At 59.8% G+C, this 20,513-nt stretch carries 15 protein-coding genes; 7 read left to right on the top strand and 8 right to left on the bottom strand.

What is annotated here, in order from left to right; genetic code table 11:
• Nucleotides 1-2: 2 nt before the first annotated feature.
• Together EI969_RS00930 and EI969_RS00925 are read right to left on the bottom strand one after the other, a co-directional pair.
• A complete protein-coding gene (locus tag EI969_RS00930) occupies nt 3-203 on the bottom strand; it encodes a DUF1656 domain-containing protein (protein WP_160385540.1) in 201 nt (66 codons plus the stop codon).
• On the bottom strand, nt 193-2,328 hold the full coding sequence (locus EI969_RS00925; protein ID WP_160385539.1) for an FUSC family protein: 2,136 nt from the start codon (nt 2,326-2,328) through the stop codon (nt 193-195). Before EI969_RS00925 ends, EI969_RS00930 begins: the two co-directional genes overlap by 11 nt.
• A gap of 204 nt (nt 2,329-2,532) precedes the next feature.
• Between EI969_RS00925 and EI969_RS00920 the strand changes: the two genes are divergently transcribed.
• The 3 genes from EI969_RS00920 (at nt 2,533) to EI969_RS00910 (ending at nt 6,875) form a co-directional block, all read left to right on the top strand.
• Nucleotides 2,533-3,588, top strand: a complete 1,056-nt coding sequence (locus tag EI969_RS00920) for a tetratricopeptide repeat protein (RefSeq protein ID WP_160385538.1) — start codon at nt 2,533-2,535, stop codon at nt 3,586-3,588.
• 117 nt (nt 3,589-3,705) lie between these two features.
• Nucleotides 3,706-5,208 carry an ATPase domain-containing protein gene (locus tag EI969_RS00915; protein WP_160385537.1) on the top strand — a complete coding sequence of 501 codons (1,503 nt, stop codon included), beginning with the start codon at nt 3,706-3,708 and terminating at the stop codon, nt 5,206-5,208.
• Nucleotides 5,205-6,875 (top strand): ATP-binding protein, encoded by a 1,671-nt coding sequence (locus tag EI969_RS00910; protein WP_160385536.1) that lies wholly within the window; start codon nt 5,205-5,207, stop codon nt 6,873-6,875. Before EI969_RS00915 ends, EI969_RS00910 begins: the two co-directional genes overlap by 4 nt.
• A gap of 32 nt (nt 6,876-6,907) precedes the next feature.
• Here EI969_RS00910 and EI969_RS00905 read toward each other — a convergent pair whose 3' ends face one another.
• From EI969_RS00905 to EI969_RS00880, 6 genes are all read right to left on the bottom strand, one after another.
• Nucleotides 6,908-9,781, bottom strand: coding sequence for an RHS repeat-associated core domain-containing protein (locus EI969_RS00905; protein WP_160385535.1), 2,874 nt, complete (start codon nt 9,779-9,781; stop codon nt 6,908-6,910).
• Nucleotides 9,782-9,900: 119 nt separating this feature from the next.
• Nucleotides 9,901-10,278 carry a response regulator gene (locus tag EI969_RS00900; RefSeq protein ID WP_007970583.1) on the bottom strand — a complete coding sequence of 126 codons (378 nt, stop codon included), beginning with the start codon at nt 10,276-10,278 and terminating at the stop codon, nt 9,901-9,903.
• A gap of 77 nt (nt 10,279-10,355) precedes the next feature.
• Nucleotides 10,356-11,537, bottom strand: coding sequence for a hybrid sensor histidine kinase/response regulator (locus tag EI969_RS00895; protein ID WP_160385534.1), 1,182 nt, complete (start codon nt 11,535-11,537; stop codon nt 10,356-10,358).
• Entirely contained in the window at nt 11,531-12,124 is a 594-nt protein-coding gene (locus tag EI969_RS00890) for a chemotaxis protein CheB (protein WP_160385533.1), read from the bottom strand. The genes EI969_RS00895 and EI969_RS00890 overlap by 7 nt, the downstream gene beginning before the upstream one ends.
• Entirely contained in the window at nt 12,121-12,954 is an 834-nt protein-coding gene (locus tag EI969_RS00885) for a protein-glutamate O-methyltransferase CheR (RefSeq protein ID WP_160385532.1), read from the bottom strand. The genes EI969_RS00890 and EI969_RS00885 overlap by 4 nt, the downstream gene beginning before the upstream one ends.
• Nucleotides 12,954-16,439, bottom strand: a complete 3,486-nt coding sequence (locus tag EI969_RS00880) for a response regulator (RefSeq protein ID WP_160385531.1) — start codon at nt 16,437-16,439, stop codon at nt 12,954-12,956. Before EI969_RS00880 ends, EI969_RS00885 begins: the two co-directional genes overlap by 1 nt.
• A gap of 256 nt (nt 16,440-16,695) precedes the next feature.
• Here EI969_RS00880 and EI969_RS00875 point away from each other — a divergent pair, with 256 nt between their 5' ends.
• From EI969_RS00875 to EI969_RS00860, 4 genes are all read left to right on the top strand, one after another.
• Nucleotides 16,696-17,058, top strand: a complete 363-nt coding sequence (locus tag EI969_RS00875) for a response regulator (RefSeq protein ID WP_160385530.1) — start codon at nt 16,696-16,698, stop codon at nt 17,056-17,058.
• Between the two features lie 74 nt (nt 17,059-17,132).
• The gene (locus EI969_RS00870; protein WP_160385529.1) at nt 17,133-18,431 is read left to right on the top strand and encodes a glycosyltransferase; all 1,299 of its coding nucleotides are present in this window, start codon (nt 17,133-17,135) and stop codon (nt 18,429-18,431) included.
• 105 nt (nt 18,432-18,536) lie between these two features.
• On the top strand, nt 18,537-19,430 hold the full coding sequence (locus tag EI969_RS00865) for a phospholipase (RefSeq protein ID WP_160385528.1): 894 nt from the start codon (nt 18,537-18,539) through the stop codon (nt 19,428-19,430).
• A gap of 61 nt (nt 19,431-19,491) precedes the next feature.
• The gene (locus tag EI969_RS00860) at nt 19,492-20,397 is read left to right on the top strand and encodes an AraC family transcriptional regulator (protein WP_160385527.1); all 906 of its coding nucleotides are present in this window, start codon (nt 19,492-19,494) and stop codon (nt 20,395-20,397) included.
• Nucleotides 20,398-20,513: the final 116 nt, after the last annotated feature.

The following is a 20,513-nucleotide window of genomic DNA, read 5'->3' as shown; positions in this document are numbered from 1 at the left end:
CATCAGGCTCCCATCATCAGGATCAACGTGGCACAGACACAGGCGTACAGCGCGCCTTCGAACAATGCCTCATGCCAGACGAACTGCAGCACGCCGAGGCGCCGCAACGCCCAGTCCAGCAACAGGAAAATCGGCAAGCCCAGCAGCAGCGCCTGAGCAATCGGGGGCAGATAGGCTCCACCCACTTCCAGATCAATGGGCAAGGACAGGGTCTCCTTCAAGGCCTTCGGGTTGAAAATAGCCGCGGTACCGCTCGACGAACGACACCACGATCAGCAGCGCCACGCGCATGCGGAACACCGACCACAGGTGTTCATGCACATCGGTATGCAGGGCATCCAGTTCGTCGCCCAGGGTGTGGAGGCTGGCAAGCACCTGCGCCACTTCGACCCCGGGCCGACCGGCGACCAGCCTGCCCGTTTCCCGCACTGTCGAAAACAGTCGGCTTTGCAGGTCCGGACTCAGCAGTGCGTTGTTCTGCCCCTGTTGCCTGAGCTGATTCAAGGCAATGCCCAGCGCCATGCAGCCCAGGCTGACTTGAAAACGCTCATGGGATTGTGGCGCCTGAGTGGCCGGCAGCAGCCCCAGCATCATGGTCAGGCGATCGACCATGCGGCTTTCGAAAGCAAACTGCTGCTCATCGGTTGCCGAGGTTTTCAACAAGGCGTACACCTGCTCGCAGTTCTCTTTATAGAGCCGCCGCATGCGTAAATCCGGCCGGAACGGAAAGATCAGCGCATAGACACTCAAGGCCAGCACGGTCGCGCAGGTATAGGCCCCGGCAAATTCGAACCACTGGATCGCGGTGTTCTGGCCGATCCCGACGTTCAGCGGACCGAGCAACAGAAACGTCGTGAGCCCAAGACCAATGCCGGTACCTGTGGTGGCAGGGCTGGCCAGCCCCACCGCAACGGCATAGAGCAAAGGCGCCAGCAGCAAGGCAAGCATCTCGAAATTGCTGATCATCGGCACGAACAGGAACTGCAGCAGCGCCGAGGCCACCAGAGCCAGCCCGAATCCCCTTGCATAGCTTTGCACGGCCAGCAACGGCCTTGGAAAGGTCGACATCAGCGAGCACAGGATGCCCACCAGCACCATCCCGCCTCGCGCACCGTCCCAGCCGGTTTCGATCCAGATCAGGCCACAGATCAACAGCGCGGAAAACGCCCGGACGGCATTCATGGTCGCCAGCGTGAAATCCAGGTGCAGGGGGTTTTCCCGCCCGCGAAACACGCTGCTGGCGGGTCGCCCGCTCTGGATGGCGTCACTCAGTTCCAGAATCTGCTCAAGCTGTTGCAGCAGGCGTGCCTGCTCCCAGCGCAGCGACCAGGCCAGCGAGCGCAAGGTGGCCGGCAGCGGCTCGGTCAACTGTTCGGCCCGGTAGGCCAGCTCATCGAAGCGCTGTTGCAGCGCGGTGAAATGATGGCGCTTGTCGCTGGAAAGCGAACGCCCCTCCCGCGCCAACTCATCGAGGAAGGCCAGTTCTTCGGCGCGCAGCTGTTGAATTTCTTCCGGCAACTCGCCTTCCCAGCGCTCGGTCAACAGCAGTCGCTGGTGGCGCAGGGCTGTCAGCCGCGCGGTCAACAACACCAATTGGTTGCCCAACAGCTGCACCAGGCCGTTGGCGCTGCGCAATCGCGGCGCATCGAAGTACATGTGCCGGCGTACACCTTCCAGGCCGCTGATCTGGCCCAACAGCTGCATTTGTCGCTGCTGGAACTCGGCTTCGCTTTCTTCGGTGCGGATGACGGCGCTGGCATGGGTGGCCAGCAACCGGGTGATCTGATCGATCCTGGCGAAGTAATCCCGGGCCACGGCTTCCGGCCTGGCGGTAAGCAGGCTGACCACGCACACGCAGGCCACCGCCAGCAACGTCTCGGTGACGCGGGTCACCGCCAGCAGGAACATGCCGTCCTGGTCCGGCACTGCCAGCAAGGCCACCACCACGGCGGTGTAGCCACTGAGGACAAACGCCTGGGAACTGGTATAGCGCAACAAGGTGCCACCGGCGGTGCACAGCGCCAGCCACAACGCCAGGGTGGTGATGAACGGCAGCGGTGCCTGGGGGAAGATCGCCATGATCAACACCGCCACGGCCGCACCCAGCGTGGTACCGATCACCTGCCCGAAACTGCGGGCCAGCACCATGCCGCCCAGTGGCTGGCTGATGATGACCACGGCCATGATCGACCACTTGGGCTGGTCCAGGTCGAACACAAACGCCAGGTACAGGGTCAACAACCCGGCGACGATGGTCCGCAGGGCGAACAGCAATACCCCGGGGCCGGGGTTGAGCATGGCCTTGAAATACTGCAACAACGCTTGCATGGGAACACTCGTCGACTCACCTCCAGCAAGCGTAGTCACTGCGGCGCAGCCTCGAGAGGTTTCCGCGTGCAGGCTCATGGATTGCCGGCTCAAGGGCTTTTCCAACGATTGAATCGTCATCGGACATCGTCCAGGTTTGACTCGGGGCCTGGCCTGACCGAAGCTTGCGCCTTTGCAAAAGCTCCCCAGCTTCCGGATTCCTGCATGCCCAAGTCCCGCCGCTATCTGCTTGCCAGCCTCTTCGCCCTGCTCGTCGCCGGCCTTGCGTGGTTGTCCCTGCGCGATACCACCCCGGTGGTTCCCGAAGCCATCCTGCATGGCTACAGCGAAGCGCTGGCGGCTGCCCGGGGCGGTCAGCCCGGCGCCGCGCGGGTGCTCTACCAGCAATTGGCTCGCCCGGACCTGTCGGCCAAGCGGCGTGTCTGGCTGCATGCCGAACTGCCCAATTATCCAAGTTCGGTAGCGCTGAAACTGGCGGATGCCGACTTGCAGAACGAGTCGCCCGAGGTTCGTATCGCCGCGATCAAGAGCATCAACGCGCTGGTACCGAGCGGTCAGCGCAGCTTGTTGCTGGGGCCATTGCTCGATGACGACGAGCAAGGCGTGCGGCTGGCCGCCATCAACGCCCTGCTGGGTTTGTCCCCGGATGATCTGGGTTTGTACTTCGGACCGCTGGAGCAGGCCATCGATGCCTGGGAGCAAGTGCTGAAGAACGAGGCGCCAAGCGCCGAAAACCAGTACCAACTGGCCCGGCTGCACCTGCACAACGCCGAACTCAAGGAAGCGCAACAGGCGCTGGACAATACCCTGCGCCTGGCGCCGGACAACCTGCCGGCGCTGGTCTTGCAAATCGAAGTGCTGGATAAACAGGGCCAGAACGACGCGGCCCGTCAGCTGTTGGCCAAACAACTCAAGGCGCAACCCGACTCGGCCTACCTGCAGCATGCCCTTGGGCTCTGGCTGCTGCATCACGATCAAAGCGAATTCGCCCTGCTCGGCTTGTCCAGGGCCGTTGAACTCGAACCGGACCATCGCGACTACCGCTACGACCTGGCGACCACATTGCACGCCGAGCACGAGCTGGAAGCGGCGCAGAAACAGCTGCAGGAAATCGTTCAGCGCCATCCCAACGATCGCAAGGCCCGGGTCATGCTGATCAATTACTGGAAGGAAAGCGGGCAGCTGCAAAACGTGCAGATCCTGTTGGCTCAGCTCGAACAGATGAACCCCGATGATCCGGCGTTGCAACAGGGGCTGTAATCGCCACTGAAATTTCGTTGAACCGTCGTCCCGGCCAGGGGTCAAGAGAACAGGCAGCCCGTTGCGCACTTCGCAACGCTAGCCTCATTGCCCCCTTGGTCATGAGAGGACACTTGCTTGTCTCTATCCAACGAATTGAACAGTGACAAGGCCGCCACCGGTATCGAAGGCCTGGACGATATCCTCGACGGCGGCTTGTCCCGCGGTCATGTTTTTCTGCTTGAAGGCGAACCGGGTACCGGCAAGACCACCGTGGCGCTGCACTTCCTGCTGGCTGGCGCGAAAGCCGGCGAACGCTCGTTGTACATCACCCTGTCGGAAACCGAACGCGAGCTGCGCCAGGGCGCCTTGTCCCATGGCTGGGAGATGGACGACAACGTCCACGTATTCGAGTTGACGCCCCCGGAAACCCTGCTCAATGCCGAACAGCAGCAGACGCTGCTTTATTCCTCCGATCTGGAACTGGGCGAAGCCACTCGCCAGATCTTCGAAGTGGTCGAGGAGTTCAAGCCGACCCGTGTCGTTCTGGACAGCCTTTCCGAAATTCGCCTGCTGGCGCAAAGCTCGCTGCGCTATCGGCGGCAGATTCTGGCCATCAAGCACTATTTCGTGCGTTACAACGCCACGGTGTTGCTGCTCGATGACCTGACCACCGAGTCTTTGGACAAAACCGTGCACAGCGTCGCCCACGGCGTGATTCGCCTGGAAGAGTTGACCCCCAACTACGGTGCCGAGCGACGGCGCATCCGCGTGGTCAAATACCGCGGCCAGAAGTACCGGGGCGGTTTTCATGACTTCACCATCATGGGCGACGGCGTCCATGTATTTCCGCGCCTGGTGGCCGCCGAACATCGCGGTCAATACGTGCGTCAGCAATTGACCAGCGGCATCCGGGAAATGGATGCGCTGCTGGGCGGCGGTATCGAGACCGGTTCCAGCACCTTGATTCTCGGCCCGGCCGGGACCGGCAAATCGCTGATCTCCATGGTGTTCGCCGCCGCCGCCGTGGCCCGGGGTGAAAAAGCCGCGCTGTTCATCTTCGACGAAGAGCTGGGGTTGCTGTTCGAGCGCATGAAGAACATCGGCATCGATCTGCAGGCCCTGCAAGACAGCGGCAACCTGCTGATCGAGCAGGTGGACGCGGCCGAGCTGTCTCCCGGCGAGTTTTCCCACCGGGTGCGGCGCTGCGTCGACGAGGGCAATATCAAGACCGTGGTGATCGACAGCATCAACGGCTATCAGGCAGCGATGCCTGAAGAGAACGCGTTGGTGCTGCACATGCACGAGTTGCTGCTGTACCTCAACCGACAAGGCGCCGCGACCTTCATGACCGTTGCCCAGCATGGCCTGGTCGGCGACATGCAGGCGCCGGTCGACATCACCTACCTCGCCGATACGGTCATCCTGCTGCGTTACTTCGAAGCGCTGGGCAAGGTGCGCCGGGCCATTTCGATCATCAAGAAGCGCACCGGCAGCCATGAGTCGACCATCCGTGAATACCGCATCAGCGCCCAGGGCATGACCATCGGTGAACCGCTGGAAGCCTTCCAGGGCGTGTTGCGGGGCGTGCCCAACTATCTGGGAGCCAGCAAACCGTTGCTGGCGGACGATGTCCGGTGACGGCGCTGCAAGCGACAACCGAACGCACGCTCATCCTTGCGCCGCGAGGGCGTGACAGCCAGATTGCCTTGATGATGCTCAACGAAGCCGGGTTTCACGGGGCGATCTGCCGTGACTTGCCCGGACTGTGCGCCGAGGTCGAACGCGGCGCCGGCCTGCTGCTGATCTCCAGCGAAGCGTTGCTGGGCAGTGATCTCGAACCGCTGATCCGGCTGCTCGAACAACAGCCCGCGTGGTCGGACCTGCCGATCGTGCTGTTGACACACCATGGCGGCCCGCAACAGAATCCCGTATCACGCGTCGGCTCGCAATTGGGTAACGTCACCTTCCTTGAACGCCCCTTTCACCCGATCACCTTGATCAGTCTGGTCACCACCGCCCTGCGCGGACGGCGACGACAGTACGAGGCCAGGGATCGGCTGATCGATCTGAGCCAGAGCGAACTGCGCCTGCAGAACACCCTCGAGACCCTTGAACAGCAGGTGGAAGAGCGCACCGCGCAACTGCGCCACAACGAAGAAGCGTTGCGCCAGTCGCAGAAGATGGAAGCGGTCGGCCAACTTACCGGCGGCATCGCGCACGATTTCAACAACATGCTGACCGGCATCATCGGCAGCCTTGAGTTGTTGCGTCGACGCCTGGCCCGAGGGCGTACCGAAGACCTCGACAGCCTGATCGACCTGGGGGTGACTTCGGCCAACCGCGCGGCGAGCCTGACTCATCGCCTGCTGGCGTTTTCCCGCCGCCAGTCGCTGGACTCCAGACCCGTGGAGATGAACAGCCTGGTGGTTTCCATGGGTGAACTGCTGCAACGCAGCATCAACGAAAGCATTCGCCTGGACATGCAACTCGATGATCGGTTGTGGGTGGCTGAAGCCGACCCCAATCAACTGGAAAGCGCCCTGCTCAACCTGGTGATCAATGCCCGGGATGCGATGCCCGATGGCGGTAACCTGGTGGTCATGACCTCCAACCAGCACCTTGACGAGGATTTCGCCCAAGCCCAGAGCAATCTCGATTCGGGTGATTACGTCGTGCTCAGCGTGACCGACACCGGCTGCGGCATGCCGCAAAACATCGTCAACCGCGCCTTCGACCCCTTTTTCACCACCAAGCCCATCGGCCAGGGCACGGGCCTGGGGCTATCGATGATCTACGGGTTCAGCAAACAGTCCGGCGGTCACGTATCCATCCAGAGCGAAGTGGGCAAAGGCACCACAGTCAATGTGTTTCTACCGCGCTTTGGCGGTGACCTGCCACAGCACCCACCCAGAGACGTCGAACATTCACCCATCGCCATTCATGGCGAAACGGTCTTGATCGTCGAGGACGATCCAGCGGTGCGGGTCCTGGTCAGCACAGTGCTGAGCGATCTGGGCTATGCCTTCGTCGAGGCGTGTGATGGTGACAGCGCAGTGCCGATACTCGCTTCGGCCCAGCGCATCGACCTGCTGATCAGCGATGTCGGCCTGCCCGGCATGAATGGCCGGCAACTGGCGGAAATCGGCCGGCAATTGCGGCCTGATCTCCGGGTCTTGTTCATTACCGGCTACGCCGAGCACGCCGCCGTGCGCGGCGGCTTCCTCGATCCGGGCATGCAGATGATCACCAAGCCGTTCACCTTCGATCTGTTGACGGCGAAGGTGCGGGAGATGATCCACACCTGAATGCGAGTGATGGACTCGGCAAGTTCCTGCCGTTATACCTGCATCGTCGTACTGCGTACTTTTTTATGGGGCGTGATCAGCGGTCCGTCACCCTGCTCGTTGTTCAGGTATTTTCCGATCGCTCCGACCTCATTGGCGGGCTTCAACTGTCTGAGCCCGGCCCGCCAAGCCGACTCTGAGGTCTGCGCCCCTAAAACAGCGGTCAGCCCGTTGTCGATTTCGGTATTACCCAGTTTGTAAACCGACTGCACCGCCGTTTCGTGAATCAGCGATGTTCCGGCATCGATCAAATCCCCGCCTGTTGGCAATGTCATCAATTGGTGATGCCTGCTTTCCTTGAATCGAGTGTCCACGCCTCCAACGAAACGAATCGAGTCGCCCACGGCCATTTTCAACACGGCACCGGCGACGGTATTCAGTATTGGATGAACACTCTCGGATGCGCTTGCGGACCACATCCCCTTGGCCATATTGCCGCTCAAATTGGCAATTGTATTAACCGCCAGCGCACCTCGCGTCCTGATATCAGGAACGATGGCAGGCCCCAAACGGGAAACGACTCCGTCAACCGCCTTCGAACCCATTGATTTAACCACGCCTTCAACGATGCCGATTGGGTCGGGCGTTGTTAAAGCAGCGGTGAAACCCACACCAAAGCTGACAATTCCCACACCCGCCACGGTCAGGTTTTTGCGCAAACCGCTGTCACCTTCGCGATCCAGGACATGGGCCATGGCCGAGCCACCGATATACCCCGCCGCCACACCTGACATGATTGCAACGGGATAACGTGCCAATTGCCCCAGCGATCCGCTCAAGGCCTTTTTTACCAGTTGCTTTGCGCCATATCCCGCAGCCGCCTTGACGGTCCCCCGGCCAATTGCAGCGAGGGTCGCCGTAGCGCGCTTTACAGTGCCAATCCGGGTTTTGGCCAATCCGAGCCAGTCGACATGCCCGATCGGATTGCCCCCCACCATCCGATACAGGTTCAACCCATCTATCGCCCCTGCCGGATCGGCGCTCAGCCAACGCTGTCGCCACGGCATGTAATACCGCAAACCGTAGTAATACAGTCCCGTCGCGTCCCGTTCCTGCCCTGAATAACGAATCGTCTTGTAGCTCGCCTCAACCTTGTCCCGACCCGCCCACCAGGCAGTGCCGCCATAGGCGTAGAAGTTTTCCTGGCTGATGATGTTGGCGTGTTCATCCAGTTCCAGCGTGCTGGATCCCAGATGGTCGGCAAGACAGTAACGCAATTGGGTTTTGGCAATTACCTTCGGCTGCCCTGCTTGCCAGTGCAGTACTCGTACGGTGAATCCGCCAATCAGGACATTGATGACATGCAGGATTTCATTCGGCCCCGTGCGAACCTCGACGCCCGGCAAATAGCGGGTTTCATGGGTGCGGCTCAATGTGCCGGTATAAGCCGTACGGATCTTGCGTACGCGTTGATCATCGCCGTCATAAATATAGATCTCCGTGTCGGAGGGTTCGTCCTCGCGCACCACCTGATCGACCCGACGCAGGCGGTTGTGTGTATCCCAGTGCAGTGTCTGTCCCCGTTGCAGCACGTTGAGATTGCCGCATGCATCATAGGCAGCATCAATTTCACTGTCCCCTGGCGACTCAATGCCATCGCCCCAGGGCAGGCTTCGGTTGCTCAAGGTTGCAACGCCTGTTCGCTCGGTTCGACTTGCGCTGTCAGCGTGGTGATGGAGGATCTCCAGGTTGCCGCCGGCGTCGTAGTCGAACGTCTGGATGTAGTTCTCCAGCTGACCGGGGTCCGGTGGCGAAACGAATGCAGGTAAATGGGGGCCGCCCGAGGCGTTGCTGCGTTGTCGACCGCTGGCTTTGACAAGTTGGCCGAGGCTGTCGTACTCCCAGGTGCTGATCGCGGCAACGCTTTGATTGCGCGAGTAGCGGGTCGACTGGGTGGCGTCAGTGATACGAATCGGGTTACCGACCGGATCATAGGCATACGTCAGATGCTGCAACGGCGGCTGGTTGGCCCGTTGCGCTTGCATCGTGATCAGGCGCCCATCCTCGGGATCGAAAACGCTACGAGTGACTACGCCATTGCCGGCTGTTTGCTGCTCTGTTTGCCCAAAGGCGTTGTAGCGAATATCACTTGCAAGGGTGATTTCGTCATGGGCACCGAACAGCCTGATGCGTGTCTCCAACAACTCTCCGGCGAGGCTCTGACGCTGGTTCTGCTCATTGCCCAATGCGTCGACAAGACGTACCGACTCGCCGACACTGTTAAAACCAATTTGTGTGAGTGCCACTTGAGGTTCGAGCAATTTATCGCGCTCGCTCTCGCTCACTGGCCAGTCAGGCAATTGAAGCTGCGCCAGAAAGCGACGAGTCTGCTGCAAACATGCACCGAGCACACTGTATTCGCTGAAGTGTTGAGTACCCGCAGCGTCATCGTGGCGGATCAACTGACCGCAGCGGTTGTGCCTGGCGGACGCTTGCGAATCGTCGCCATAGGCAAAACAAGCCGTGCGCTGCTCTTCACCTGTCGCCGATTCAAAAGCGGCCTCTGGGCGCAATGAGCCATCGTAGGTCATACGCAGGTGATTGAGTTTCTGGTCCCAATCTTCCAGCCTTTGCCGGGCAGTCCCATGAAGACTGACTCGCCATCCGGCGTCCAGATTCACCGAGAGCAAAGGCTGCCCGGTGAGCGTGGTGAGTGTGGCTTGATTGGCGGGAGTGGACTTGTCAGCTTCAAATCGGACAAAAAGCCGCGGATCGCGGCTGTAGCTGACTCGATTTGCAGTGTTGTAGATATGTTGGGTAATGCGCGACTCGGGGGCTTGCTGGGCCGAGCGTCGATGGTAGGCAATGTCGCGTACCACGGCCCCATGCGGGTCTATCACTGAAAGTGTCGGTGTGTGTCTGTGCACGGCCCCGCGCTCCGGATTGACATGCAGGCATCAGCCCCATGACCTCCAAAACGTTTATCTGCCGATCCACCACCACCGTCAACTGTCAGAAATTACAGGTACGTGCGCGACCAACACGCTTACGAAAGCATGTCCTGCATCAGTTCCTGCAACTTGTCCAGATCGAACGGCTTGTCCAGGATCGGCGCCTTGCGCGTGATCGGGCTGTCGGTCTCGCGGATTTCCTGGGCGTAGCCGCTGATGAAAATCACCTTGAGCTCCGGTCGCAGCTTCACGGCGGGTTCGGCGATCTGCACGCCGGAGATTCCGCCGGGCAGGCGGAAGTCGGTGATCATCATGTCCAGGTGCGGTTTGCTGGCCAGGATTTCGAAAGCCTGTTCGCCGTTTTCAGCCTGCAATACGCGGTAACCCTCGCCCGACAGGTAAGCGGACAGCACCATCAGAATCGAGGGATCGTCCTCGACAACGAGTACTACATCTTGTGCATCTTCGCTCATGGGAAGCCTTTGTTCGGTCAATTGCTGCTGATACGACCGTGGGGTCGGTCAGAGGTTGCGTTTATCTGGCTGTTTTCCTACTGCGGCAGACAAACGCGAAACAAGGCGCCTTCGCCAATCCTGCTCTGGACCGTAATAGTACCGCCATGGGCGGCCACAATCTGTTCTGAAATGAACAATCCCAGGCCCAGCCCGGCGACGGCATGCCTGGCCGAGACGCGTTCGAACTGCTGAAATATGCGCTTCTGGTTTTCTTCGCCGATGCCGATCCCCTGGTCCTGTACGTCCACCAGCGCCTGGCCCCCTTCACTGTATACCTTCACCGAGATCGGGCTCTTGGCCCCGTAGCGCAAGGCGTTGGTCAGCAGGTTGGAAATCACCTGTTCAATACGAAATTCATCCCAGTTTCCGATCACCGGCTGCTCGGCATCCAGCGTGACAGAAGTCTCGGCAGCCTCGATCTGCGAGGAAAAGTTGTGCAACAGGTCGCGAACCAGCGTCGAAAGATCAAAACGTGACGGGCGGATCGACAACTTGCCGGTGCGAATGCGCGAAACATCGAGCATGTCTTCGATCAGGCGAATGAGGCTTTTGATCTGCCGTTCGTCACGGTCGACCATGGCGTGCATCTTGTCCAGGGTGAAGGCGGCGGCGTTGTCCCGGGCCAGGTGCATCTTGCGCAGCTGGGTTTCGAGGATCAGGCCGTTGAGCGGCGTGCGCACTTCGTGGGCGACGATGGACATGAAGTCATCGCGCATGCGCACCGCCTGCTCCAGTTCCAGCTGGGTATTCTGCAGTTGCTTGAGCAGGGTCTCCTGTTCGCGGCGACTTTGCTCGAGAGCCACAACCTGCTCCTTCATCGCCTTGCTCTGGCGATACAGGTCGACGAACACATTGACCTTGCTCTTGACCGCGTGCATGTCCAGCGGTTTGTGCAGGAAGTCCACGGCGCCGCTTTCATAGCCCTTGAACGCGTAGTTCATCTCACGCCCGGCGGCGCTGACGAACACGATCGGGATGTTGCGGGTTTTTTCCGTGCCACGCATCAACTCCGCCAGCTCGAAGCCGTTCATGCCGGGCATCTGCACATCGAGGATGGCCATGGCGAACTCGTGTTGCAACAGCAGTGACAGGGCTTCGTCGGCGGACAGAGCCTTGTACACAACCCGGTCTTCACGCTTGATCAGCGCTTCGAGCGCCAGCAGATTCTCCGGCAGATCGTCAACGATCAGCAGTTTGGCCTGGATATTACTTAGCATGCGATTCGTTCCAGCTCGACAAGCAGACGGCCGATGCCGTTTACAGGAAGTATGTGGTCCGGCTGATGCAAATCAAGCGCAGCCTGGGGCATGGTGGCGACCTGAGCCTCTTGCGGGTCCTGCACGATGGTGATGCCGCCGTGTTTTTTGACCTGGGCCAGCCCGCGCGCGCCATCGCGGTTGGCGCCGGTGAGCAATACCGCAGCGAGCCCGGCGCCGTAGACATCGGCGGCGGATTCGAACAGGTAATCGATGGCGGGTCGCGAATGATGCACTCGAGGCTCCAGGCTCAGGGAAAAGCTGCGGTCCTGCTCCACCGACAGGTGATAACCGGGCGCGGCGAAATACAGCGTGCCGGCCTCGACCGGGGTCTTGTCGCACGCCTCGAGCACCGGCAGGGCAACCCGCCGGGAAAATACATCCGCCAGCTGGCTGCGGCGCTCGTCCGGCATGTGCAGCACGACGATGATCGGCAGTGCGAAGCCCTCGCGTAGCGGCCCGAGGAGGTTCAACAGCGCCTCGACGCCACCGGCGGAGGCACCGATCACGATTGCTTCAATAGCTGGCAGCTTCGTTGCACTGTTCATGTTTTTCGATAAATCCGTTCTTGTTTGACCAGCGGCTCGAACTGATCGCCAAAGGCCGAGAAATCCGGGGTTTCCTTGCTGCCCAACACCAGGAAACCGCGATGGCAGAGGGACTCGTGAAACAGTCCGAACGCCCGATCCTGAAGTTTTTTATTGAAGTAAATCAGTACGTTACGACATGAAATTAATTGAGTTTCCGAGAACACACTGTCCGTCGCCAGGCTGTGATCGGCGAAGGTCACGTTCTCGCGCAGTGTCTTGTCGAAAATCGCGAAACCATAGGCTGCCGTATAGTAGTCGGCGAACGAACACTGGCCACCGGCCTGCTGGTAATTAGCAGTGTAGGCGCGGACGTTCTCCATCGAGAAAATCCCTTGCTTGGCTTTTTCCAGGGAGCGCGGATTGATATCGGTGGCATAGATGATCGTGCGGTCGAGCAGGCCCTCTTCACGCAGCAGAATGGCCATCGAATACACCTCTTCACCGGTGCTGCATCCGGCGATCCAGATCTTGATCGAGGGGTAGGTTCGCAGCAGCGGCACCACTTCCTTGCGGATCGCGAGGAAGTGCGAGGGATCGCGAAACATCTCGCTGACCGGAATGGTCAGCAATTGCAGCAATTGCATGAACGCGGCCGGATCGTGCAGGACCTTTTCCTGCAAGGCCGAGATGGTGCTGCACTCGAATTGACTCAACGCATGGTTGACCCGGCGCTTGATCGACGCGCCGGAGTAGTCGCGAAAATCGTAGCTGTATTTGAGGTAGATCGCCTCGATCAACAACCGCAGTTCGATTTCGCTGTTTCGCTCCACTGAAAAATTGCGCTCCACTAGATTCGTTCCATCTTCGGCAGCCACACGCGAATCAGCGAAAACAGGCGATCGAGGTCGATGGGCTTGGCCAGGTAATCGTTGGCGCCGGCTTGCAGGCAGCGCTCCTGATCATCCTTCATGGCCTTGGCGGTCACCGCGATGATCGGCAATTTGCGCCAGCGCGGGTCCTTGCGGATTTCCACGGTGGCTTCAAAGCCGTCCATCTCCGGCATCATCACGTCCATCAACACCAGATCGATGTCCTCCACTTCATTCAATCGTTCAATCGCTTCTCGGCCATTGCGACCAATGACCACGACTGCGCCCTTTTGCTCCAGCGCGCTGGTGAGGGCGAAGATGTTGCGCACATCGTCGTCCACCAGCAGCACCTTGCGGCCTTCGAAGACTCGGTCGCGGCTGCGGGCAACCTTGAGCATCCTCTGCCGGTCATGGGACAACCGTGATTCGACTTTGTGCAGAAAAAGTGTCACCTCGTCCAGCAAGCGCTCCGGCGAGCGTGCGCCCTTGATGATGATCGAGCGCGAGTACTTGCGCAGTTCGGCCTCTTCATCCCGGGTCAGGTTGCGGCCGGTATAGACGATGACGGGCGGGAAGGAGCAGATGTCTTCGGTGGACATGCGCTTGAGCAAGTCGTTGCCGAGCATGTCGGGCAGCTTGAGGTCGATGATCATGCAATCGAAGACGGACGTGCGCAGCAGGTCCAGTGCTTCCTGGGCCAGGCCAACGGCAGTGATCTCTATGTCATCGTCGCCGATCAGGCGGGCAATGCTGTCGCGCTGCAAATCGTCGTCCTCGACCAGCAGCACGCGCTTGACCTTCTGGGTCAACTTGGCCTCGAGGCGTGCGAACACGTCCTTGAGCTCTTCGCGGGTGGTGGGTTTGACCGCATAGCCAATGGCGCCCATGTGCATCGCCGCTTCGACCCGGTCTTCGACCGAAATCACATGCACCGGGATGTGCCGGGTTTCGGCGTGTTCCTTCAAGCGTTGCAGCACGGTCAGGCCGGAATGATCCGGCAGGCGCATGTCCAGCAGGATCGCATCGGGGATGAACGCCTTGGCCAGGTCGTAGCCTTCGTCGGCGCCATGGGCCACCAGGCACTGATAACCCAGTTCATGCGCAAGATCGTAGAGGATGTGCGCAAAGTTCGCCTCATCCTCCACCACCAGAATGCAGCGGCCGGTGAACGGCCCCTTGTTTCGATCATCGGCGAAACGCGCAATCTCGACTGCCGCCAACAGCGGCGACAATGTGCTCGGCGATTCGCTTGGCGCCACCGGATCGATGCGCATCGGTTCGACAGGCTCTTCGCCAGGTTCCACATAGTGCTGTGGCAAGACCAGGGTAAACACGCTGCCCTGCCCCGGTTTGCTGGTCACATTGATGGAGCCGCCGAGCAAGGCTGCCAGATCACGGGAGATCGACAAGCCCAGCCCCGTGCCGCCATAACGGCGGTTGGTGGTGCCATCGGCCTGACGGAACGCTTCAAAAATGCTTTCGTGCTGATCCACGGCAATGCCGATCCCGGAATCACCGACGCTGAACGCGATGCCGTTGTTCGGCGCCTTGGCGACAGACAGGCTGACACTGCCGCTTTCAGTGAATTTGACGGCGTTGGACAACAGGTTCTTGAGCACCTGCTCCAGGCGCTGGCGGTCGGTGAACAGCATCTGCGGCGCGCCGTCCTGCACCTCGAACCGGAAATCCAGTTGCTTGTCCGTGGCCAGGGGCTGGAACATCCCGCGCAGCGCCTCCACCAGACGCGTCACGCTGGTGTTCTCCGGGCGGATCTCCAGCTTGCCGGCCTCGACCTTGGAAATGTCCAGAATGTCATTGATCAGGTTGAGCAAGTCATTGCCGGCGCTATAGATCGATTCGGCGAACTTGACCTGCTCGGCACTGAGGTTTTCCTCCGGGTTTTCCGCCAGCAGCTTGGCCAGGATCAACGAGCTGTTGAGCGGCGTACGCAGTTCGTGGGACATGTTGGCAAGGAACTCGGACTTGTACTTGCTCGAGCGCTGCAATTCTTCCGCGCGTTCTTCGAGCTGGACCTGCGCCTGGTTGAGTTCGGTATTCTTCAGGTCCATGGCGTCGCGTTGCTCGGCCAGGGCTTCGGCCTGCTCGGCGAGTTGTTCGTTGGTCTGTTCCAGTTCCACCTGCTGGGTTTCCAGGTGCGCCTGGGACTCCTTGAGCACCCGCGACTGTTCTTCGAGCTCTTCGTTGGCGGTTTTCAGTTCTTCCTGCTGAACCTGCAACTCTTCATTGAGTTGCTGGGTTTCGGCCAATACATCCTGCAAACGCTGGCGATAGCGTGCGGCTTCGATCGAGGTACCGATGTTGCCGGCAATCAACTCGAGCAATTCAATGTCACGGTCGCTCAACGGGCGCAGAAAGCCCAGTTCGATCACGCCATTGACCCGCTCGTCGTCACTGGTCGGCACCACCAGCACACTGCGCGGCAAACCGTCACCGAGGCCGGAGCTGACCTTGAAATAATCCTGCGGAACCTCGTCCAGGCGAATCAGCCGTGCCTGCTGTGCCACTTGGCCGACAATGCCTTCGTCGCTGTAGATCTGCTGCTCGAGCGCTTCCTGCTCGCGGGAAAATCCGTAGCTGGCGATGCGTTTGAGGCCACCATGGTCATCGCGAACATAAATAGCCGCCACGGCCGTGCCGAGGTACTGCGCGCAGAACTGCAGAATGTTGCGCCCCAGCAGGTTCAGGCTCAACTGCCCCAGCACCTGTTCCGCGAGCTCGGTCTGACCGTTGCGCAGCCAGGCCTGTTGTTCCAGGCGGTGGGCGCTGGCTTGTTGGGCCGCGAGATTGACGCTGTAGTTTTGCGAAAGATTGAGCAAATCGCGGCGCCCGACATACGCCAGCAAGCCGCTGACGCCGGCGATGAGCAACAGATAGAGGCTGATGCTCAGGACCGTGGTACGTCGCACCTCATCATTGCGCGATGCGCGCAACTGCTGCTCGGTGTCGATCACCGCCTCGAACTGCTTGCGGATTTCATCGGTCAGGCGCTTGCCGCGCCCGGCCTTGACCGCGGAGCGATAATCACCGCTGCTGCGCTGCAAATCGATCATCGTCTGCGCATAGGCGGTCCACTCCAGTTGCAACGCCTGCAACCGCAGCAAGCGGTCGGTCTGTACCGGATTATCGGCGGTCAGCTCGAGCAAGGTGGTGAGGGCCACGGCAATTCGTGGCTTGGCGGTTTCGTAGGGGTCGAGGAAATGTTCGTCGCCACTGAGCAGGAAACCGCGCATCCCGGTTTCCAGGTCCACGGTCAGCTTGACCGCTTCATTGGCGTTATTGATCACCCGGTCGGTGTGTTCCACCCACTGGATCGTCGACAGCAGATAGGTGATCAGGGAAATGAAGAACACCGCACTGATAAGCCCCAGACCCAATGGCAGGCTGATGTTGCGGCTCAGGAGTTTACGAAATCGTTGCTCATCAACCGAGGACGCGGAGGTCATGGGGCAGGCCTTGTCGAACTGTCAGGATGAAGGGAGTTTGCCCCAAAACTGGCACATTGATCCATTTTTCTGACATGTTTTCACGCAAGGTCCTACATTCCTCTGCGCCGTGCAAAGCGTCAGGTTATTCTTGCCGTTCTGCGCCACATTGTTTTTTGCCGCGCTTTGGGAACTTGTCGGGATCCGCCACTTACTGATGCAAGAGGCCGGCGATTTCCAGCGACCGGCCATGCCAAACTTTTTCAGGAATTCCACTATGTCATCCGCCAACGCCTCCACCATCCTCGTCGTCGAAGACGATGCCATCGTGCGCATGCTGATCGTCGATGTGCTGGAGGAGCTGGAGTTCAAGGTACTGGAAGCCGATGGCAGCGAGCAGGCGCTGGAGATCCTCAAGGACGCGAACCAACACATCGACCTGATGATGACCGATGTCGGCCTGCCGGTCATGGACGGCCGCGAACTGGCCAATGAAGCCCGTGTTTTGCGTCCAGACCTTCCGATCCTGTTCGCCAGTGGTTATGCCGAAAATATCGAAGTGCCTGAAGGCATGCACATGATCGGCAAACCGTTCTCCATTGATCAGTTGCGCGACAAGGTCAAAGACATTCTCAAGTGACCCCGGGCTGCGCTGTGGTTTAATGCGCGCCTTTTTCGTCCCTGCCCTGTCTTCGCTTCAAGGAAATCCCGTACATGATCGAGCCCCGCGCAACCAAAGTCCTGGTCATTGGTTACGTCTGGCCCGAGCCCCGCTCTTCCGCGGCCAGCGGGCATGTCATGCAGATTCTCGAGGTTTTCCTCGAACAAGGCTGGGACGTCACCTTCAGCAGCCCGGCAGGCTTCGGCGAGCAGCGCGCAGACCTGACGGCATTGGGCATTCGCGAAGTTCCCATCGAGCTGAACAACAGCAGTTTCGACGCATTCATCAGCGAACTGGCGCCGGACATCGTGCTGTTCGATCAATTCATGATGGAAGAGCAGTTCGGCTGGCGCGTCGAGAAGCACTGTCCCGATGCCTTGCGCGTGCTGGAAAGTTGCGACCTGCAAAGCCTCCGGCATGGCCGGCATCAGCGGCTCAAGGAGCGCTTGAAGGCCAGCGCTGACAACAATGACTTCAGCGACCTGTTCGCTCCCGCGTCGCGTGACGAATTCCAACACATGGCCGAAACCGATCTGGCGAAGCGCGAAATCGCTTCGTTTTATCGTTGTGATTTGACGCTGATGGTTTCCGAAGTGGAAATCGAATTGCTGGTCGAGCAGTTCAGGATCCCGCGCAACTTGCTGCACTGGTGCCCATTGATGGTCGAACTTCCGGCCACTGCGCCAACAGAGTACGAAGACCGGGCACACTTTCTTCATATCGGCAACTTTCGCCACGCGCCCAACTGGGATGCGGTGCTCTGGTTGAAAACCGCTATCTGGCCGCTGATTCGCGAGCAATTGCCCAGTGCTCAATTGCATATCTATGGTGCCTATACACCTCCCAAGGCAACCGCCCTGCATAACCCCGCACAAGGTTTTCATGTGATGAACTGGGCCGAGGACGCCCTGCAGGTCATGTCGTCGACGCGGGTCTGCATGGCGCCCCTGCGTTTTGGCGCGGGGATCAAAGGCAAGATCGTCGATGCGATGCTTTGTGGCACACCGAATGTGACCACACCCGTCGGTGCGGAGGCGATGCATGGCGAAGAGGCGTGGCCCGGTGCGGTGACCCGTTCGGCACAGGAGTTCGCCGATCATGCCGTGCGACTCCACAACGACAAGTCGCACTGGCTGCTCGCCCAGGCGCATGGGCAGGCCCTGCTTGCCAGCCGATACCGCAAATCCGTTCATGGCCCGGTCTTGATCCAGCGGCTGGTCGAGTGCCAACGGGATCTGGCCCACATAAGGCGAGACAACTTCACCGGCAGCATGCTGCGTCATCATCAGCACAAGAGCACTCAGTACATGGCGCAATGGATCGAGGCGAAGAACCGCCTGGATCAGGCGTAACCCGCCCTCTTTGTGCAATACATAGTTACCGCCTTTGCCGCGCCCGACCGGTTAACCTGAGTGCCTCTCACCCCACGGACGGGGTGACTCGCACAAGGAATGGTCATGACTGGCAATACGCGTGGTTTGCTCGACAAGCAAACCTGGATGAGCACCACCCTCGACATCAATAACCTGAAACTCACCGATATTGTCTGGCCTGGCGTGCATAACGCCGGCATGGACAAGAAGTCGCGCAACGATGATGGCGTGATCGGCAATTGGACCGTCTGTCAGAACGACACCTTCGCGTGGCAACTGGCCAATGGCGCCCGCGCCTTTGATATCCGCCTGGGCTACAAGGCCGACTCGGCCGGATCCGGGTTCTACTTTCACCACAACGGTTTTCGCTCGCAGCGCGTCCTGGACGATCTGGTCGATGCGTTGCTGCTGTTCCTGGATCGAAACCCGGACGAATTCATCGTGCTGGACTTCCATCAACTGGGCGATGGCACCAAACCTTTCGATCATGGAAGGCTCAATGACTGGCTTGTTCGGCAACTGGGGCAGCGGGCCGTCCTGCCTGGGGACGGTTTCAGAACGGTCGGAGAACTGAAAAGTGCGAGCCGGCACCGCCGCGTGATCATCGCGGCACCTGCCCTGTCGGACCTGGATGGCCAGTACTTCTGGCCGCGCATCCCGCACAAGTGGCTTGATGACACGTTTTCCGCCCCCGCCGAGTTGCAACGCTACATCGCGCAAACCCTGGAAGCGGTGCCCTATGAGACATCATTCCTCTGGTCACTGTCCGCGACCACCTACTCGTTGCTCGGCGGACCCGCGAACATCAAACGGCAGATCAACGACTGGTTCAACACCACGGCAGGTTGGGTCACGCGCTGCTGCATCATTAACACCGATTTTTTCGATGAGTCGGAAATCGTCCGATATTGCTGGAGCGCCACCAGCATGAAAGCGGTGTACGGCCCAGCCTTGCACGATCAGGTACACCGCCGGTAGTAGCGTTATCCCGCCGGCAGGAGGCATTATCCGGGCGGGATAACAACACAAGCGCCCTGACATGACCCGCACCGCCAGAGTTACCGATCCTTCCTATGAGTTGATGGACGACCACAACGGCTTGTCCATCATCTATCGCCAGCATGGTTTTCCCTGCCCGCTGGTGCGCTGGCATTTCCACAAGGAATACGAACTGCACCTGATCGTCGCCAGTTCCGGCAAGGTGTTCATCGGCGATTACATCGGCAACTTCTACCCGCAAACCCTGTTCCTGACCGGCCCCAACCTGCCCCACAACTGGATCAGCCAGGTAGCCGAGGACGAAGTGGTGCCCAAGCGCGACATGCTGGTCAACTTCACCGACGAGTTGTTCGACAGCGGCTATCAGGTGTTCGCCGAACTCAAGAGCCTGGCGCCGTTGCTGGAGCGCGCGCAGTACGGCATCGAGTTCCGCTGCAAGCACACCATCGCCCAGGCCATGCAATTGATGCAGCGCATTGCCGATACCGCTGGCATCACCCGGCTCGGGCACTTTTTCATTTTGCTTGAATTGCTCGCGGCCACCGATGACTACCAATTGCTCTCTGGCGCGACGACCCCCCAATTGGCCGACGAGAACAACATCGATCGCACCAACCGCGCGGTGGATTACATCTTCGCCCATTACGCCCGGGAGTTGCCGCTCGAAGAGGTCGCCGAACACCTGGGCATGAAGCCCACCTACTTCAGCCGCGTATTCAAGCAGGCCACCGGGCGCAACTTCATCGAATTCGTCAATCGACTGCGCATCAGCAAGTCTTGCGAGTTGCTGGCCGACGGCGACAAGCCGGTCACTGACGTGTGCTTCGAGTCGGGCTTCAACAATATTTCCAATTTCAACCGGCGCTTCCAGCAGCTCAAGGGCATGACGCCTTCGCATTACCGGCGCCTGGTGGTGCAGCGTCTGACCGAGCAAAACCTGGGTTGAAGACACACCTCAAATCTCTGTGGGAGCGGGCTTGCCCGCGATAGCGGACTCCCATCCAACATTGTGGGTGACTGATACACCGCCATCGCGGGCAAGCCCGCTCCCACAGGTACAGC

It is taken from the genome of Pseudomonas sp. PB101, from assembly GCF_009764265.1.
Taxonomy (GTDB): domain Bacteria; phylum Pseudomonadota; class Gammaproteobacteria; order Pseudomonadales; family Pseudomonadaceae; genus Aquipseudomonas.
The sequence above is the reverse complement of the archived record's forward strand: the minus strand, read 5'-3'. Positions and strand labels throughout refer to the sequence as shown.

Bases quoted from the DNA above. Each gene is read 5' to 3' on its own strand.
- EI969_RS00925 (WP_160385539.1), bottom strand. From the start codon at position 2,328: ATGCAAGCGTTGTTGCAGTATTTCAAGGCCATGCTCAACCCCGGCCCC.
- EI969_RS00920 (WP_160385538.1), top strand. From the start codon at position 2,533: ATGCCCAAGTCCCGCCGCTATCTGCTTGCCAGCCTCTTCGCCCTGCTC.
- EI969_RS00900 (WP_007970583.1), bottom strand. From the start codon at position 10,278: ATGAGCGAAGATGCACAAGATGTAGTACTCGTTGTCGAGGACGATCCC.
- EI969_RS00895 (WP_160385534.1), bottom strand. From the start codon at position 11,537: ATGCTAAGTAATATCCAGGCCAAACTGCTGATCGTTGACGATCTGCCG.
- EI969_RS00890 (WP_160385533.1), bottom strand. From the start codon at position 12,124: ATGAACAGTGCAACGAAGCTGCCAGCTATTGAAGCAATCGTGATCGGT.
- EI969_RS00880 (WP_160385531.1), bottom strand. From the start codon at position 16,439: ATGACCTCCGCGTCCTCGGTTGATGAGCAACGATTTCGTAAACTCCTG.
- EI969_RS00875 (WP_160385530.1), top strand. From the start codon at position 16,696: ATGTCATCCGCCAACGCCTCCACCATCCTCGTCGTCGAAGACGATGCC.
- EI969_RS00870 (WP_160385529.1), top strand. From the start codon at position 17,133: ATGATCGAGCCCCGCGCAACCAAAGTCCTGGTCATTGGTTACGTCTGG.
- EI969_RS00865 (WP_160385528.1), top strand. From the start codon at position 18,537: ATGACTGGCAATACGCGTGGTTTGCTCGACAAGCAAACCTGGATGAGC.
- EI969_RS00860 (WP_160385527.1), top strand. From the start codon at position 19,492: ATGACCCGCACCGCCAGAGTTACCGATCCTTCCTATGAGTTGATGGAC.